The 15,274-nt window shown below is 68.4% G+C and carries 14 protein-coding genes; 2 read left to right on the forward strand and 12 right to left on the reverse strand.

Features of this window, described 5'->3' with window-relative positions; all coding sequences use genetic code 11:
* Window positions 1-77: 77 nt before the first annotated feature.
* From ACFQ91_RS15480 to ACFQ91_RS15505, 6 genes are all read right to left on the reverse strand, one after another.
* Entirely contained in the window at window positions 78-1,019 is a 942-nt protein-coding gene (locus tag ACFQ91_RS15480) for a D-2-hydroxyacid dehydrogenase family protein (RefSeq protein WP_198499226.1), read from the reverse strand.
* A complete protein-coding gene (ilvD, locus tag ACFQ91_RS15485) occupies window positions 1,019-2,731 on the reverse strand; it encodes a dihydroxy-acid dehydratase (protein ID WP_198499227.1) in 1,713 nt (570 codons plus the stop codon). Before ilvD ends, ACFQ91_RS15480 begins: the two co-directional genes overlap by 1 nt.
* Window positions 2,732-2,830: 99 nt before the next feature.
* Window positions 2,831-3,778, reverse strand: a complete 948-nt coding sequence (locus ACFQ91_RS15490) for a 2-hydroxyacid dehydrogenase (RefSeq protein ID WP_198499228.1) — start codon at window positions 3,776-3,778, stop codon at window positions 2,831-2,833.
* A 136-nt stretch (window positions 3,779-3,914) separates the two neighbouring features.
* The gene (locus tag ACFQ91_RS15495) at window positions 3,915-4,394 is read right to left on the reverse strand and encodes a MarR family winged helix-turn-helix transcriptional regulator (protein WP_198499229.1); all 480 of its coding nucleotides are present in this window, start codon (window positions 4,392-4,394) and stop codon (window positions 3,915-3,917) included.
* Window positions 4,395-4,396: 2 nt separating this feature from the next.
* Entirely contained in the window at window positions 4,397-5,104 is a 708-nt protein-coding gene (locus ACFQ91_RS15500; protein WP_198499230.1) for a CE1759 family FMN reductase, read from the reverse strand.
* Window positions 5,101-6,330 carry an LLM class flavin-dependent oxidoreductase gene (locus ACFQ91_RS15505; protein ID WP_198499231.1) on the reverse strand — a complete coding sequence of 410 codons (1,230 nt, stop codon included), beginning with the start codon at window positions 6,328-6,330 and terminating at the stop codon, window positions 5,101-5,103. The genes ACFQ91_RS15500 and ACFQ91_RS15505 overlap by 4 nt, the downstream gene beginning before the upstream one ends.
* Window positions 6,331-6,650: 320 nt before the next feature.
* Between ACFQ91_RS15505 and ACFQ91_RS15510 the strand changes: the two genes are divergently transcribed.
* The gene (locus ACFQ91_RS15510) at window positions 6,651-8,006 is read left to right on the forward strand and encodes an MFS transporter (protein ID WP_198499232.1); all 1,356 of its coding nucleotides are present in this window, start codon (window positions 6,651-6,653) and stop codon (window positions 8,004-8,006) included.
* A gap of 7 nt (window positions 8,007-8,013) precedes the next feature.
* On the opposite strand, the gene epsC is transcribed toward ACFQ91_RS15510, so the two are convergent.
* Entirely contained in the window at window positions 8,014-8,679 is a 666-nt protein-coding gene (gene epsC / locus ACFQ91_RS15515; RefSeq protein WP_198499233.1) for a serine O-acetyltransferase EpsC, read from the reverse strand.
* A 101-nt stretch (window positions 8,680-8,780) separates the two neighbouring features.
* Complete coding sequence (gene cysK / locus ACFQ91_RS15520) at window positions 8,781-9,710, reverse strand: cysteine synthase A (protein ID WP_198499234.1); 930 nt, start codon at window positions 9,708-9,710, stop codon at window positions 8,781-8,783.
* 423 nt (window positions 9,711-10,133) lie between these two features.
* Between cysK and def the strand changes: the two genes are divergently transcribed.
* Complete coding sequence (def, locus tag ACFQ91_RS15525) at window positions 10,134-10,706, forward strand: peptide deformylase (protein WP_198499235.1); 573 nt, start codon at window positions 10,134-10,136, stop codon at window positions 10,704-10,706.
* Between the two features lie 41 nt (window positions 10,707-10,747).
* Here the strand turns inward: def and ACFQ91_RS15530 are convergent, their stop codons facing one another.
* The 4 genes from ACFQ91_RS15530 to gatC all read right to left on the reverse strand — a co-directional run bounded on the left by ACFQ91_RS15530 (window position 10,748) and on the right by gatC (window position 15,248).
* On the reverse strand, window positions 10,748-11,806 hold the full coding sequence (locus ACFQ91_RS15530) for a hypothetical protein (protein ID WP_232623643.1): 1,059 nt from the start codon (window positions 11,804-11,806) through the stop codon (window positions 10,748-10,750).
* A 159-nt stretch (window positions 11,807-11,965) separates the two neighbouring features.
* A complete protein-coding gene (gene gatB / locus ACFQ91_RS15535) occupies window positions 11,966-13,447 on the reverse strand; it encodes an Asp-tRNA(Asn)/Glu-tRNA(Gln) amidotransferase subunit GatB (RefSeq protein ID WP_198499236.1) in 1,482 nt (493 codons plus the stop codon).
* The gene (gene gatA, locus ACFQ91_RS15540) at window positions 13,444-14,943 is read right to left on the reverse strand and encodes an Asp-tRNA(Asn)/Glu-tRNA(Gln) amidotransferase subunit GatA (protein ID WP_198501004.1); all 1,500 of its coding nucleotides are present in this window, start codon (window positions 14,941-14,943) and stop codon (window positions 13,444-13,446) included. Before gatA ends, gatB begins: the two co-directional genes overlap by 4 nt.
* Complete coding sequence (gene gatC, locus ACFQ91_RS15545) at window positions 14,943-15,248, reverse strand: Asp-tRNA(Asn)/Glu-tRNA(Gln) amidotransferase subunit GatC (protein WP_137826078.1); 306 nt, start codon at window positions 15,246-15,248, stop codon at window positions 14,943-14,945. The genes gatA and gatC overlap by 1 nt, the downstream gene beginning before the upstream one ends.
* Window positions 15,249-15,274: the final 26 nt, after the last annotated feature.

Here is a 15,274-nt window from a genome sequence, read left to right on the forward strand (position 1 = left end):
AGTTCGAGCGCACTCGAACGCAAGGCCGAGCGCCGAAGAAGTTCGCTGCCCTGGTGGCTCGCGCCTCTCCGCGTCCCTTACGTCAGCACACGGATCGGCTCACCGGCGATCCACGCCGCGATGTCCTCGACCGCCTGCGGGTAGAAGATCCGATACGTGCCCTCGGTGACATAGCCGAGGTGCGGGGTGAGCACGGTCCGCGGGCTCGTGCGCAGCGGATGGTCGGCGGGCAGCGGCTCGGTGTCGTAGACGTCGAGGCCCGCCCCGCGGATCGCTCCGGAGTCGAGCGCGTCGGTCAGCGCCGCGGTGTCGATGAGCCCGGCCCGCGAGGTGTTGACGAGGATCGCGCTCTGCCTCATCAGCGCGAGCTCGTTCGCCCCGATGAGCCCGCGACTGCGGTCGCTGAGCTTGTAGTGGATCGTCACGACGTCGGAGGTCTCCAGCAGCTCTTCCTTGCCCACGGCGCGCACCCCCACCTCGGCGGCGCGTTCGGGCGTGAGATTCGCACTCCACGCGACGACGTCCATCCCGAAGGCCTGCCCGATGCGGGCCACGCGCGATCCCAGGCGACCCAGACCGATGACGCCGAGGCGGGACCCGGCCAGGTCTGCTCCGATCGTCTCCTGCCATCCTCCGGCCCTCATCCGCGCATCCTCGGCGGGGATGCTGCGGGCCACGGCGAGGATGAGCCCCCACGTCAGCTCCGGTGTCGCCGTCCGCGGCGCGTCGGTGCCGCAGACCGTGATCCCGTGCGCACGGGCGGCGTCGAGGTCGATCGACGCGTTCGCCGCCCCCGTGGTCACGAGCAGCCGCAGGTCGGGAAGCGCCGCCAGACGCTGCGCATCGAAGACGGTGCGCTCACGCATCGCGACGACCACCTCGGCGCCGGAGAGCAGCGCTGTCAGGTCAGCGGTGCCGGTGACCGGACGCGTGACGACGGTGAAGTCGGCCGGCAGCGTCGCCCAGTCCGCGTAGGACCGGGCGACGTCCTGGTAGTCGTCGAGGACGACGATGCGCATCAGCCGCAGACGGCCCCGGTCGACGCCGACTGGACGAGCTTCGCGTACTTTCCGAGCACCCCGGTGAGCCGGTGGTTCTCCGGGATCGTCCACGCCTTGCGCCGCTCGGCGAGCACCTCCTCGTCGACGTGGAGCTCGATCGAGCGCGCCGCGATGTCGACGGTGATCCGGTCCCCGTCCTCGACGAGGGCGATCGGGCCGCCGTCGACAGCCTCGGGGGCGACGTGACCGATGCACAGCCCGGTCGAGCCGCCTGAGAAGCGACCATCGGTGATGAGGAGGACGTCCTTGCCGATGCCCGCGCCCTTGATGGCCCCGGTGATCGCGAGCATCTCGCGCATCCCCGGCCCGCCCTTTGGCCCTTCGTAGCGGATGACGACGACGTCGCCCTTCTTCAGCTCGCCGCCGAGCACCGCGTCCATCGCCGGCTGCTCCTGGTCGAAGACGCGCGCGGTGCCCTCGAAGACGTCGGCGTCGAAGCCCGCGGACTTCACAACCGCGCCCTCGGGCGCGAGCGACCCGCGCAGCACCGTGAGGCCGCCGGTCGCGTGGATCGGGTTGTTGAGCGCCCGGAGGATCTTCCCGTCGGGGTCCGGCGGATTGATCGCGGCGAGGTTCTCCGCCACCGTCTTGCCGGTCACCGTCATGCAGTCGCCGTTGAGCAGACCCGCATCGAGGAGGGCCTTCATGATGACGGGCACCCCGCCGATCTTGAACACGTCGTTCATCACGTACTCGCCGAAGGGCTTGACGTTGCCGAGGTGCGGCACCTTGTCGCCGATCCGGTTGAAGTCGTCGAGTTCGAGCTCGACGCCGGCCTCGTGGGCGATCGCCAGCAGGTGGAGAACGGCGTTCGTCGAACCGCCGAAGGCCATGACGACGGCGATCGCGTTGTGCAGCGACTCCTTCGTGATGATGTCCTTCGTCGTGATCCCGCGGCGCAGGAGTTCGACGACGGCCTCACCGGACTGGCGGGCGAAGATCATCCGGTTGCGGTGGATCGCCGGGGGCGCGGCCGATCCGGGCAGGGACATCCCCATCGCCTCGGCGGCCGAGGCCATCGTGTTCGCGGTGTACATGCCGCCGCAGGCACCTTCACCAGGGCAGACGGCACGTTCGATGGCGTCGACGTCCTCGCGGGTGATCGTGCCGGCCCGGCACGCGCCGACGGCCTCGAACGCATCGATGAGCGTGACTTCCTTCTCCGTGCCGTCGGAGAGCTTCGCGGTGCCCGGCATGATCGAGCCGTTGTAGAGGAAGACGCTCGAGAGTCCGAGTCGGGCGGCGCCCATGAGCATCCCGGGGATCGACTTGTCGCAGCCGGCCATGAGGACGGAGCCGTCGAGGCGCTCGGCGCTCATCACGGTCTCGACGGAGTCGGTGATGACCTCGCGCGAGACGAGCGAGTAGTGCATCCCCTCATGGCCCATCGAGATGCCGTCGGAGACGGAGATCGTCCCGAACTCGAGCGGGTAGCCGCCCGCGGCGTGGACGCCTTCCTTCGCGGCTCCGGCGAAGCGCTGGAGGGAGAGGTTGCACGGGGTGATCTCGTTCCACGACGAAGCGACGGCGATCTGCGGCTTCGACCAGTCCTCGTCACCCATGCCGACGGCGCGGAGCATGCCGCGGGAGGCGGTGCTCTCGAGCCCGTCCGTGACATCGCGGGAACGCGGTTTGATGTCCGGTGCTGAAGTGGGGGTATCAATGCTCATGGGGGCACTCTACGCTTCCGTCCGGCATACGTCGGCGCGGTTCTCGCATGGTGGAACTATCGTTTCGGTCCGCGCGAGACCTCGCCCTCCCCCGCAACTTCAGTCGAGATCGACGACGTTGAGCAGCTTCTCCCCGTCGTTGATCCGGCGCACCTGTTCGGCGAGGATCTTCACCACACGCGGTTCGAACGCCGAGGTGTCGCCGCCGACGTGCGGGGTGATGAGCGTGTTCGGGGTCCCCCACAGCGGATGGTTCTCCGGCAGCGGCTCGGGATCCATGACGTCGAGGGCGGCATGGAGGCGGCCCGTATTCAGCTCCGCGACGAGGGCGTCGGTGTCGACGACCTTGCCCCGAGCGACGTTGACGATGAGCGCGTTGTCCGGCAGGGCCTTGAGGAACTCGGCATCGACGAGGTGGTGCGTCGAATCCGTCAGCGGCGTGATGAGGACGACGACGTCGGTGTGCGGGAGCAGGTCGGGCAGCTCGTCGACCCCGTGGACGACCCCGTGGTCGTCTTCGCGGGCGGTCGTGCCCACGCGGGTGAGCTCGACCTCGAACGGGGCGAAGCGGTCGGCGATCGCCCTCCCGATCTCACCGACTCCGACGACCATGACGCGCCGGTCCTGGAGCGACCGGTAGCGCTGGTGATTCCATGTCCGCGACACCTGGTTGCGCACCGCATCGTCGATCCCGCGCAGGCTCGCCAGGGTCAGCGCGAGCGCGAGCTCGGCCGTGCCGCCGGTGTGGACGCCCGACGCCGTGGCCACCTCGATGCCCTGTTCGGGCAGGTGGGCGACGGGATCGTACCCGGTCGTCTGCGTGATGACGAGGCGAAGATTGGGCAGCTCGCCGAGGAGGTCGATCGTTCCCGCCGAATCCATGTACGGCAGGACGACGACGTCGACATCGTCCTTGCTCAGCTTCGCCGACTTCTCCTTGTCGGAGTAGACGACCAGGTCGACGTTGGCCCGCTGGTGGGCGGGGATGCGCGCGATGACGCGGTTGCGGAGTTCGGAATCGGGGAACGCGATGGTCGTGATCGTCATACGGCCATTGTGACACGGGCCTCACGGCCGCAGGCAAGACCGATTGCCGGTCGGATGCGGACGTGCACGCACCCAACGCGAACGCGCGGTCGGACAGTGCTGTCCGACCGCGCGATGACGCAGTGGGGGCTTTTCCTCAGTCGAGGCCGGCGGCGATCCGGGAGAACACCGTGCCGATGATCTCCAGCTCCTCGTCGCTGACCTGCGAGAGGACCACCTCGTCGATGGCCCGCCGATGCAACCGGGCGGCGTCGAGGAACCGCCGGGCCCCCACCTCGGTGAGGCGGACGTTGTGGGACCGGCGGTCGTCGGCACACGTCGTCTTCTCGACGAGACCGGCGTCCTCGAGGACCTTGATCCGGTAGTTGAGCCGCGACGGGGAGAACACGAGCCCCTTGGCCAGCGCCCCCATCGTCAGCGTCCGATCCGGCGCCTCCCACAGCAGCAGGAGGGCGTTGTAGTCGCTGACCGTCAGCCCCGCCTGCTCCTTGAGGCGATCGTCGAGCTCCTGCCGGATGCGCTGGGACGTCTCGAAGTACGTCCGCCACGCCCACTGCGCGCGCTCTTCGCGGCCGCGCCCGAAGCGGATGACCGGGGCGGCTGTCGTCTCACTCATCGTCAGCCCTCGAGCAGCTGCGCGAACGGGGTGATGCGGTTCGGGTCGAACTCGTCGTCGACGCCGCGCTTCTCCCCGCGCCCGATCGTGATCCGATGCGGGGCGAGGCTGTCGGGACCTTCGTTCCCGTCGACCTCGCCACCTTCGCCGCCCTCGCCACCGGTCAGACCCCGGATCGACGCGGTCAGCGCCACGAGTTCCTGCCCGGCCTGCCTGACCCGCGAGTTGAGTGCGCGTCCGCCCTCGGCGCTGCCCCAGTCGTCCGTGGCGGCGAAGACCGTCGTCGGCACGACGATGCCCTTGAGGTAGGACAGCATCGGCCGCATCGCCGTCTCACCGGCGAGCGAGTGCCGCGAGGTGCCGCCCGTCGAGGCGATGAGCACGGGCGTGCCCGCCAGTGCCTTCTCGTCGATGAGCTGCCAGAAGAGCGTGTGCAGCCCGACGGGGGCGACCTTGTAGACCGGGGTGACGGTGACGATGGCGTCCGCCTCGGCGACCTTGAGGTAGGCCTCCTCGAGCTCCTCGGAGCGGAATCCGGTGAGCGCCATGTCCGTGAGCGCGGTGCTCAGGCTGCGGACGTTGATGTGGTCCGTCTCGACCGTCAGCCCTGCTGCCCTGCCCGCCGAGGCGGCCGCATCGACGATCCGATCGCTGAGCTTCTGCGTCGTCGAGTCCTCGCTCAGCGAGGTCGTGACTGCGAGGATCTTCATTCGGTCTGCGCTCCTGTCTCCGCTTCGGACTTCTTCTCGGCGTCGGCCTTCGCGGCTTCCTGGCGAGCCTGCTCGGCTTCGGCCGCGCGGGCTTCGCGATCCTTGTACGCCTGCGATCCGGGTCCGCCGCCGGGGATCGGATCCCGGCCCTCCTTGTGCCGCAGCACGAGCGACTCGTGAGTCGGGGCGTCGGGCACGTCTGCGGGACGGTTCTTCGCGAACTCCTTGCGCAGGACCGGCACGACTTCCTCGCCGAGGAGGTCGAGTTGTTCGAGCACGGTCTTGTGCGGCAGCCCCGCGTGGTCGATGAGGAACATCTGACGCTGGTAGTCGCCAGCCCAGTCGCGGAAGCTCAGGGTCCGTTCGATGACCTCCTGCGGGGATCCCACGGTCAGCGGCGTCTGCTTCGCGAAGTCCTCGAGGCTGGGGCCGTGGCCGTAGACCGGGGCGTTGTCGAAGTAGGGGCGGAACTCCTTGACCGCGTCCTGCGAGTTCTTCCGCATGAACACCTGCCCGCCGAGTCCGACGATCGCCTGGTCGGCACGACCGTGACCGTAGTACTCGTAGCGCTGACGGTAGAGCTGGACCATCCGCGCAGTGTGCGAGGTCGGCCAGAAGATGTTGTTGTGGAAGAAGCCGTCGCCGTAGTACGCGGCCTGTTCGGCGATCTCGGGGCTGCGGATCGAGCCGTGCCACACGAACGGCGGAACGTCGTCGAGCGGCCACGGGGTGACGGTGAACCCGTTGAGCGGAGTGCGGAACTTGCCCTCCCAGTCGAGGTTCTTCTCCCGCCACAGGCGGTAGAGGAGGTTGTAGTTCTCGACGGCCAGCGGGATGCCCGCGCGGATGTCCTTGCCGAACCACGGGTAGACGGGACCGGTGTTCCCGCGGCCCATGATGAGGTCGAGGCGTCCGTCCGCGAGATGTTGGGCGTACGAGTAGTCCTCGGCGATGCGGACGGGATCCGTCGTCGTGATGAGCGTCGTCGCTGTCGAGAGCTGGAGCTTCTCGGTCTGCGCGGCGATGTTGGCGAGCAGCACGGGCGGATTCGCGGGAGCGACGAACGGCGGGTTGTGGTGCTGACCCGTCGCGAAGACGTCGAGGCCGACCTCTTCGGCCTTCTTCGCAAGCTCGACCGTGTTCTTGATCCGCTGGTGCTCGGAGATGGTGGTGCCGTCGGTCGGGTCAGTCGTGACGTCGCCGATGGTGAAGATACCGAATTCCATGACTGCTCCTCGTCTCTGTGACCGGCCGTTGGGGCCAGCCTACAGTGGTTGAAACTTCAGTTTTGAAACAACTTGTTGAAATCTTAACAGTCAAGGTTCCGGATGTATTCCCGACAGGGTGAGCAGGTCGTCATCACTCTCAAACATCCCATGTTCAATGGATATTCATCATCGACCCCTCTTCCTGATCAGCGCCCCACAAGGACAGATCTCATCACTCACGCCCAAACCTCCGGCTTGATTTCCTCTAAACATAGGATGTTTAATCGTCGAAGGGTGCAGAGTTGCACCGTCATCGCCGACGACAAGGGAGTGCAGGCATGTCACGAGCCGTCCACGCGAACGAGAGCTCGACCCAGACCGCGGACCAGAAGCGCAATCTGCGCCGGACCGCGTGGGCTGGCGTCATCGGCAGCGTCATCGAGTACTACGACTTCACGCTCTTCGGTCTCGCGGCCGCCGTCGTCTTCGGCCCCCTCTTCTTCCCCGAGGCCGACCCCGCAACTCAGGCGATCAGCTCTCTGCTCACCTTCGCCATCGGCTACCTCGGCCGCCCGCTGGGCGGGATCCTCTTCAGCCACTTCGGCGATCGCCTCGGCCGCAAGCCGATGCTCGTCATGACCCTGCTCCTCATGGGAGCGGCGACCCTGGCGATCGGCATGCTGCCGACCTACGCGCAGATCGGCGTGCTGGCCCCGATCCTCCTGGCGACCTGCCGCATCCTGCAGGGTATGGGAGCGGGCGCCGAATACGTCGGATCTCTCGTCATGATGGCCGAATCGGGACAGCGCAGCCGCTTCGGGCTGCGCGTCGCGCTGCCGGGCATGGGAGTCTTCGGTGGCATCGTCATCGCCACCGGCGTCTTCGCTCTCATCGCGCTCCTTCCCGAGCCCGCCCTCATGTCATGGGGGTGGCGGGTGCCGTTCTTCGCCAGCGTCGTCACGCTCGTCGTCGGCCTGTGGATCCGCACCGGCATCCACGAGACCGAGAAGTTCCAGGAGATCCGCTCGAGCGGACGCGTCGTCCGCTTCCCACTCATCGAGGCCGTGCGCGAGCAGTGGCGCGAGATCCTCATCGGCTTCGGCATCAACGGACCCTACCTCGCGTTCTCCTCCCTCACTCAGGTCTACCTGCTCACCTACCTCACGCAGACGCTCGGGTACCCCTCCTGGTTCGGGCTCACCGCCAACCTCGTCTCCTCGACGCTCGCGATCGGCATGGTCCCCTTGGCGGGCTACCTCGGCGATCGCCTCGGCAGGCGGCGGATCTGGCTGTTCGGGTCGGGCGTCTTCGCGGTCTTCGGCATCGTCGTCTTCCCGATGTTCGCCACGGCGAACGAACTGATCATCATCATCGCCATGGTCTTCGGGATCTCGATCGGACTTGCGTCGATGTACGCCACTCAGGGGGCGATCCTCACGGCGCTGTTCGATCCGCAGCACCGGCTCTCTGCCATCGTCCTCGTCCGGGAGCCGACCGCCGCCCTCATCGGCGGCCCCATCCCTGCGCTCGCGGCGTGGCTCGTCGTCCGCGCTGGAGGGGCCTCGTGGCCGGTCGCCGCGCTCTTCGTCATCGCAGCGGTCATCGCCGCCGGCACGGTCATCGCGGCCTATGATCGTCTGGCCAGGGTCGAATCCGAAGACCCACGCCGAGGTGGGGCGCAGACCCAGCAGTGACCCTCGGTCAGATCCAGATGGCGGGGTCGAAGAGCTCGAAGTCGGCGTCCGCCGTCTCCTGCGGCTCCGGTGCCGGAGCGGCACCGGTGCGCTTGGGGCGCACCGTGGCGGGGATGCCGACCGCGCTCGACTCGGCGGGGACGTCCTTGACGACGACGGCGTTCGCCCCGACCGAGGAGTTGTCGCCGACGACGACGGGTCCGAGGATCTTCGCACCGGCGCCGACGAGGACGTGGTTGCCGATCGTGGGGTGCCGCTTCGTCTTCTCCATCGACGTGCCGCCGAGGGTGACCTGGTGGTAGAGCATGACGTCGTCGCCGATGTCCGAGGTCTCGCCGATGACGACACCGTTGGCGTGGTCGATGAAGAAGCGCCTGCCGATCGTCGCACCGGGATGGATCTCGACCCCGGTGAGGGTGCGCACGACCTGGGAGAGGAGCCGAGCGGGGACTTTGAGCTCATCGTGCTGCCACATCCGGTGCAGCCCCCTGTGCGCCCAGATCGCGTGGAGGCCCGGGTAGGAGAGCATCGAGACGACATCGCTCGAGGCCGCCGGGTCACGGCGCTTGACGGTGTCGAGGTCCTCCCGCAGCGCGGCCCGAACTCCCGGCCTCGTCAGACCGTATGCCGCCGCACCCGCCGCTGCGGCTGCCGCCGCCCACAGTGCCTTCATGTCCTCATCTCCTCATCCCGCGTGCTGCTCATCCCCTCGAGGAGTGCTCAAGGGGCGCCGGTGACCGACGCCCCTTGAGCGATCCCGTGCTGCCGGTTCCCTCAGTCGTCGAGGTACTGGGAGAAGAGCGGCGTCGAGAGGTAGCGCTCTCCGAAGTCGGGAAGGATGACGACGATGCGCTTGCCGGCGAACTCCGGCCGCGAGGCGACCTGTTCGGCGGCGACGAGCGCGGCGCCGGAGGAGATGCCGACGAGCAGGCCCTCCTCCTTCGCGAGTTCACGGGCCCGATCGAAGGCGGCATCGTTGTCGATGTCGATGACCTCGTCGTAGATCTCGGTGTCGAGGATCGCCGGGACGAAGTTCGCGCCGATGCCCTGGATCGTGTGCGGACCGGCCTTGCCCTCGGTGAGCAGCGGCGACGCCGAGGGCTCGACGGCGACGATGCGGATGTCGGGCTTCGCCTCGCGCAGGGCGGCTCCCGCACCGGAGATCGTGCCGCCGGTGCCGATGCCGGAGACGAAGACGTCGATGTCGCCATCGGTGTCGGCGAGGATCTCAGGTCCGGTCGTCGCCTTGTGGATGGCGGCATTCGCCTCGTTCTCGAACTGACGCACGAGCACCGCGCCGTCCGCGGCGATCTCCTCGGCCTTCTCGACCGCGCCCTTCATACCCAGGGCCTTGTCGGTGAGGACGAGTTCGGCGCCGAAGGCACGCAGCAGGGCGCGGCGCTCCTTCGACATCGACTCGGGCATCGTGAGGACGACCTTGTAGCCGCGGGAGGCCCCGACCATGGCCAGGGCGATGCCGGTGTTGCCCGAGGTCGCTTCGACGATCGTGCCGCCGGGCTGGAGCTGACCGGACGCCTCGGCGGCGTCGATCATCGCCACGCCGATGCGGTCCTTGACCGAGTTCGCCGGATTGTAGGATTCGAGCTTCGCGATGATCTCGGCCCCGGTGCGCTCGCTGGCCTTGTTGAGGCGGATGAGCGGGGTGCGACCGACGAGTTCGGAGACGTTGCTGTAGATGGTCAAGTCATGTCCTTCCAGATGTCCGTGGGCAGTCGAGCCTCGGCTGCGGCTGTCATCTCGTGGAACGAGACGTCACACGCCCATCTTAACCACGCGGCCCTGGCGATCGCCTCCTCACAGGTTGCTCAACAATCAGTGTTCGCTGGGGGCGAAATCCTGCGTCACATTCCGACGCACGGGATGAATACCCTGGCACCGCGCGAGGGCGAACGGGTCCGGGTGTACCAGAACCCGGAGTCGCGCCGATAACCGCTGAGCAATTACAGGCGCAGTGGGCTCGCGCGGGCCTCTCGCCCGCCGACCGAGCGCTGCCGCGCGCAGACGACCTCAGCGCGAATTCTGAGACAACTCAGGGAGTCTGCGGATGACGAAGCTCTCGTGCTCGGCACCCCGCTGACGCCGGCCGCACTCGATACGATGGAGACCATGACCGTTCATCCCATCGTCATCTACGGCGAACCCGTGCTCCACCGCCCTGCCGACCCCGTCACGGAGTTCGATGACGCCCTCCGGACACTCGTCGCCGACATGCACGAGACCCTCGATGCGAGCAACGGAGTCGGTCTCGCCGCACCGCAGATCGGCGTGGGCCTGCGGATCTTCGTCTACCACGCCGAGGATGACGCCGGGGTGCGTCGTCGCGGCACCTTCGTCAACCCCCGACTCGTCGCCTCCCGGGTGCCCGACGGTCGCCCCGATCCTGCCGAGGACACCGAAGGTTGCCTGTCGGTGCCGAGCCTCGACTACCCGCTCAAGCGCGCCGACCGGGTCACGGTCACCGGAGTCGACGAGGCGGGCGAGCCCGTCTCGCTGGGCGCCGAGGGCTGGCTCGCCCGCGTCATGCAGCACGAGTTCGACCACCTCCAGGGCACGCTCTACGTCGACAGGCTCGACAAGCGCTGGGCGAAGAAGTGGAAGAAGGAGCAGGCCGCCGCCGGGTACGACGAACCGGGACGCTCATGGATGCCGGGCGTCGACCCGGATCCGTTCGGCCACTGAGCCATCAGGTCAGCGAGGCACCAGGCCACTGAGCAGCCTGCTCACTGTGCGGGCGCGCCGTCTCCGGTCTCGAGCGACTTCTGCGCCGCGGCCAGGCGGGTGTCGAAGTCGTCGAAGGTGTCGGCGGTCTCCTCGAGTTCGGTGAGGAGACCGGAGATGACCTCGGCCTGGGAGTCCGCGTCGATGCGCAGCTCCCGGAACTGCCAGTCGGCGGAATCGTCGGCGGCGGTGCGGGAGAGGACGTCGAGGACCCGGTCGCCGAGCTCCCGCGAGCGCTCGGAGTTGTGGAGCAGCACGAGCTGCTGGTCGAGCTCGAGCAGTCGCAGATAGTAGTCGTGCATCGACACGACGCGATTGGCCATCGAGGTGAACGCGACCGCGAGCTTCGTCAGGTACGCATCGACGGTCTTCGCCGTGCCCGAGTCCTTGATGCTCTCGATCTCCTCGCGGAGGCGGACGAGTTCGCGCAGCCGCACGCCGATCGACGCCACGGCATGGTCGAGGTCGACGCGGGAGACGTGATCGGTGAGGATCGGATGCGTCCAGGCGCGGGTGCGCACGATCTTGCGGGCGATGGTGACGGCGAGATGGAAGAGACGCTGCTCATCGGTGTCGCGTCCCTCCTTCCGGCCGGGCTGGAAGCCGAGGCTCGCCGGCGTCAGCCACTCGGCGTGGGCCGCGCGCTGCCGATTGCGGCGATTGAGGCGACGGGGATCGCGCAGGTACTTCGGTCCCGTCACGGCGGCGAAGACGCCGGTGCCCACGGCCGTGGCCCCACCGAGGACGCCGAAGGTCAGGGCGGCATCGAGGTACCCGGCGAGCAGCGCAATGCCGCCTGGAGCGGCGAAGCCCGTGGTCACAGCCGCACCGGTGGCGGTCCCGCCCTTGAACACCGCAGAGGTGCGGAAGAAGTTGCGGCGCATCGCACCGGTGAGCATGATCGCGCTCGGGGCGCCGGCCGTGTACCGGTAGCCGCGGGCCTTCCACGCGGCGAGGATCTCCTCATTCACGCTGTCGGGCACGAGCACCCGGTAGATCGGCACGGTTCTGCCGCATTCGTCCTTCCACAGCGACTTCCACGCATGTGCCACTGCGTCCACCTCCACGCTCAGCAGGGGCGAGCCGGCTCGGCCGCCGACGCGCGCTCCGGGGAGAATGCGAACAGCCACACCCTCCGACTCTCTGCGGGAACCCCGGGGGTCCCCATTGCTCAGAAGTCTAGAGGGTGTGGCTGGATCAACGCTGAGTCCGGCTCGGCGTCAGCCGTTGATCTTCGCGAGGATGAGCTCCTTGGCCTTGCCGGCGTCGGCCTGACCGCGGGTGGCCTTCATGATCGGCCCCATGAGCGCGCCGATGGCCTGCATCTTCCCGCCCCTGATCTTCTCGACGACGTCGGGGTTGCCGGCGATCGCCTCGTCGACGGCGGCCTCGAGTGCACCGGTGTCCTCGACGATCTCGAGACCGCGGGCGGACATCACCTCGGCGGGGTCGCCCTCTCCATCGGCGACTCCTGAGAGGACCTCCTTCGCCAGCCGGTCGTTGAGCTTGCCGTCGGCGAGCAGAGCCGTGAGCCCGGCGACCTGGGCCGGGGTGACGAGCTCCGTCGGGTGGATCTCACGCTGGTTGGCGAGTCTCGCGACCTCACCGGTCCACCATTTCCGGGCGGCAGCAGAAGGCGCCCCGGCGGTGACGGTGTCCTCGATGGCCTCGAGGAGACCGGCGTTGACGATGTCGCGCATCTCGAGGTCGGAGAAGCCCCATTCGGCGGTCAGCCGGCGGCGCTTCTGGGCGGGCAGCTCGGGCAGCGACTCCTTGATCTCGGCGACCCAGTCGCGGGAGGGCACGAGCGGGACGAGGTCCGGCTCCGGGAAGTACCGGTAGTCGTCGGCGTCGGACTTCAGGCGCCCCGAGGTCGTCTCACCGGTGTCCTCATGGAAGTGGCGGGTCTCCTGGACGACCTTCTCACCGGAGTCGAGGACCGTGGCCTGGCGGGCGATCTCGAAGCGCACGGCGCGTTCGATCGAGCGGAACGAGTTGACGTTCTTCGTCTCCGTGCGGGTGCCCAGCGGTGCCTCGGGGCTCTCCCGCAGGGAGACGTTGACGTCGGCGCGGACGTTGCCCTGCTCCATCCGCGCCTCGGAGACGCCGAGGGCGCGGAAGATGTCGCGCAGGGTCCGGACATAGGCGGCGGCCACCTCGGCGGCCCGTTCCCCCGTGCCCGTGATCGGGTGGGTGACGATCTCGACGAGCGGCACCCCGGCCCGGTTGTAGTCGACGAGCGAGTGGTCGGCTCCGTGGATGCGGCCGGTCGCCCCGCCCACGTGCGTGTTCTTGCCCGCGTCCTCCTCCATGTGGGCGCGTTCGACGGGGATCGTGAATTGGGTGCCGTCCTCGAGTTCGACCTCGACCTGGCCCTCGGAGGCGATGGGCTCATCGGACTGGCTCGTCTGGAAGTCCTTGGGCACGTCCGGGTAGAAGTAGTTCTTCCGGGCGAAGCGGCAGGATTCGGCGATCTCGCAGCCGAGCGCCAGACCGATCCTGATCGCGTACTCGACGCCCTTGGCGTTGACGACGGGCAAGGAGCCGGGCAGACCGAGCGAGGTCGGGGTGATGTTCGAGTTCGGTCCGCCGCCGAAGGTGTTCGGGGCCGCGTCGAACATCTTCGTCGCGGTGCCGAGCTCGACGTGGACCTCGATGCCGATGACCGGATCGTACTTGGTGATCGCCTCTTCGTACTTCACTTGGTCAGTCCTTCCGCAAGGGTGTCGAGGACACGGGATCCGGCGGCTTCGAGAGCGGCCTCGAGAGGGCCGGCGACGGCGTACATCCGCCGGTCCTCACGCGCCGGGGCGAGCACCTGGAAGCCGACGGGCAGACCGTCGGCGAGGCCGGCGGGCAGGGAGAGGCCCGGGATGCCGGCGAGGTTCGCCGGCAGGGTCGCGACGTCGCCGAGGTAGAGGGCCATCGGGTCGGAGGCGGACTCCGCCCCGAACTTCAGGGCCGCCGTCGGGGCCGTCGGGGAGACGAGGACGTCGACGGATGCGAAGGCCTTCGCGAAGTCCCGCTGGACGAGGGTGCGGATCTTCTGCGCCGACCCGTAGTAGGCGTCGTAGTATCCGGCCGAGAGCGCGTACGTGCCGAGGATGATGCGGCGCTTGACCTCCGCGCCGAAGCCGGCGGCGCGGGTCGCGGCCATCACGGTCTCCGCGGTCACCGGTCCCTCGGTCGGTTCGACGCGCAGCCCGTAGCGCATGCCGTCGTAGCGGGCGAGGTTCGAGGACACCTCGGAGGGCATGATGAGGTAGTACGCGTCGAGGGCGTAGGAGATCGAGGGCACGTCGACCTCGATGATCTCCGCACCTGCGGCCGTGGCGACGTCGAGGGCTGCGGTGAACGCGTCGCGGACCCCGGCGTCGTAGCCCTCGCCGATGAGCTGCTTGATGACGCCGAGCTTCTTGCCCTTGAGCGTTCCGTTCTGCGCGAGCGCGACGAAGTCGTCGACCGGGTCGGGCAGCGAGGTCGAGTCGAGCGGGTCGTGTCCGGCCAGCAGCATGTGCAGGGCCGCGGCATCGGCGACGCTGCGGCCCATCGGGCCGACCTGGTCGAGGCTCGAGGCCATCGCGATGATGCCGTAGCGCGAGATCGACCCGTAGGTGGGCTTGACGCCGACCGTGCCGGTGAAGGCGGCGGGCTGGCGCACCGAACCGCCGGTGTCGGTGCCCACCGACAGCGGGGCCTGGAAGCCGGCGAGTGCCGCGGCCGCACCGCCGGAGGAGCCGCCGGGGACGTGCTCGAGGTTCCACGGGTTGCGGGTCGTGCCGAAGGCCGAGTGCTCGGTCGTCGATCCCATCGCGAACTCGTCGAGGTTCGTCTTGCCGAGGACCGGCAGGCCCGCGTCCTTGACCTTGAGGTGGACGGTCGATTCGTACGGGGGCACCCAGTTCTCGAGGATCTTCGAGGCCGCGGTCGTGCGCACGCCCTCGGTGACGACGAGGTCCTTGAGGGCGACGGGCACACCGGCGAGTGCGTGGAGGTCCTCACCGCGGCTGCGCCGATCGTCGACGTCCTTGGCCGTGGCCAGGGCGAGGTCGTCGGTGACGGTGATGAAGGAGCCGAAGTCCTCCTCGGTGTCGCGGATGCGGTCGAGGTGGGCCCGGGTGACCTCAACGGAGGAGAACTCGCCGGATGTCAGTCCTGCGGCGAGTTCGAGGGCGCTCTTGGCGATGAGTTCGCTCATCATTCCTCCCCGAGGATCTGGGGGACGAGGAACTTGTCGTCGGCTGCGGCCGGAGCGGCGGCGAGCGCCTGCTCGCTCGTCAGGGTCGCACCGACCTCGTCGGGACGGAGCACGTTCGACAGGGCGATCGGGTGGCTCGTGGCCGGAACGTCGTCACCGACGACCTCGTTGACCCGCGCGACGTTCTCGAGGATCGTCGAGAGATCGCCGGCGAGTGCGGCCAGTTCGTCTTCGCTCATGGCGATCCGCGACAGCGACGCCAAGTGCGCCACCTGTTCGGGGGTGATTGCGGAGGACTCCGTCATTCCCTGCCTTTCATCGTCGTTCAACA

It is taken from the genome of Brevibacterium sp. NPDC056726, from assembly GCF_042790515.1.
GTDB classification, from domain to species: Bacteria; Actinomycetota; Actinomycetes; order Actinomycetales; family Brevibacteriaceae; genus Brevibacterium; species Brevibacterium sanguinis.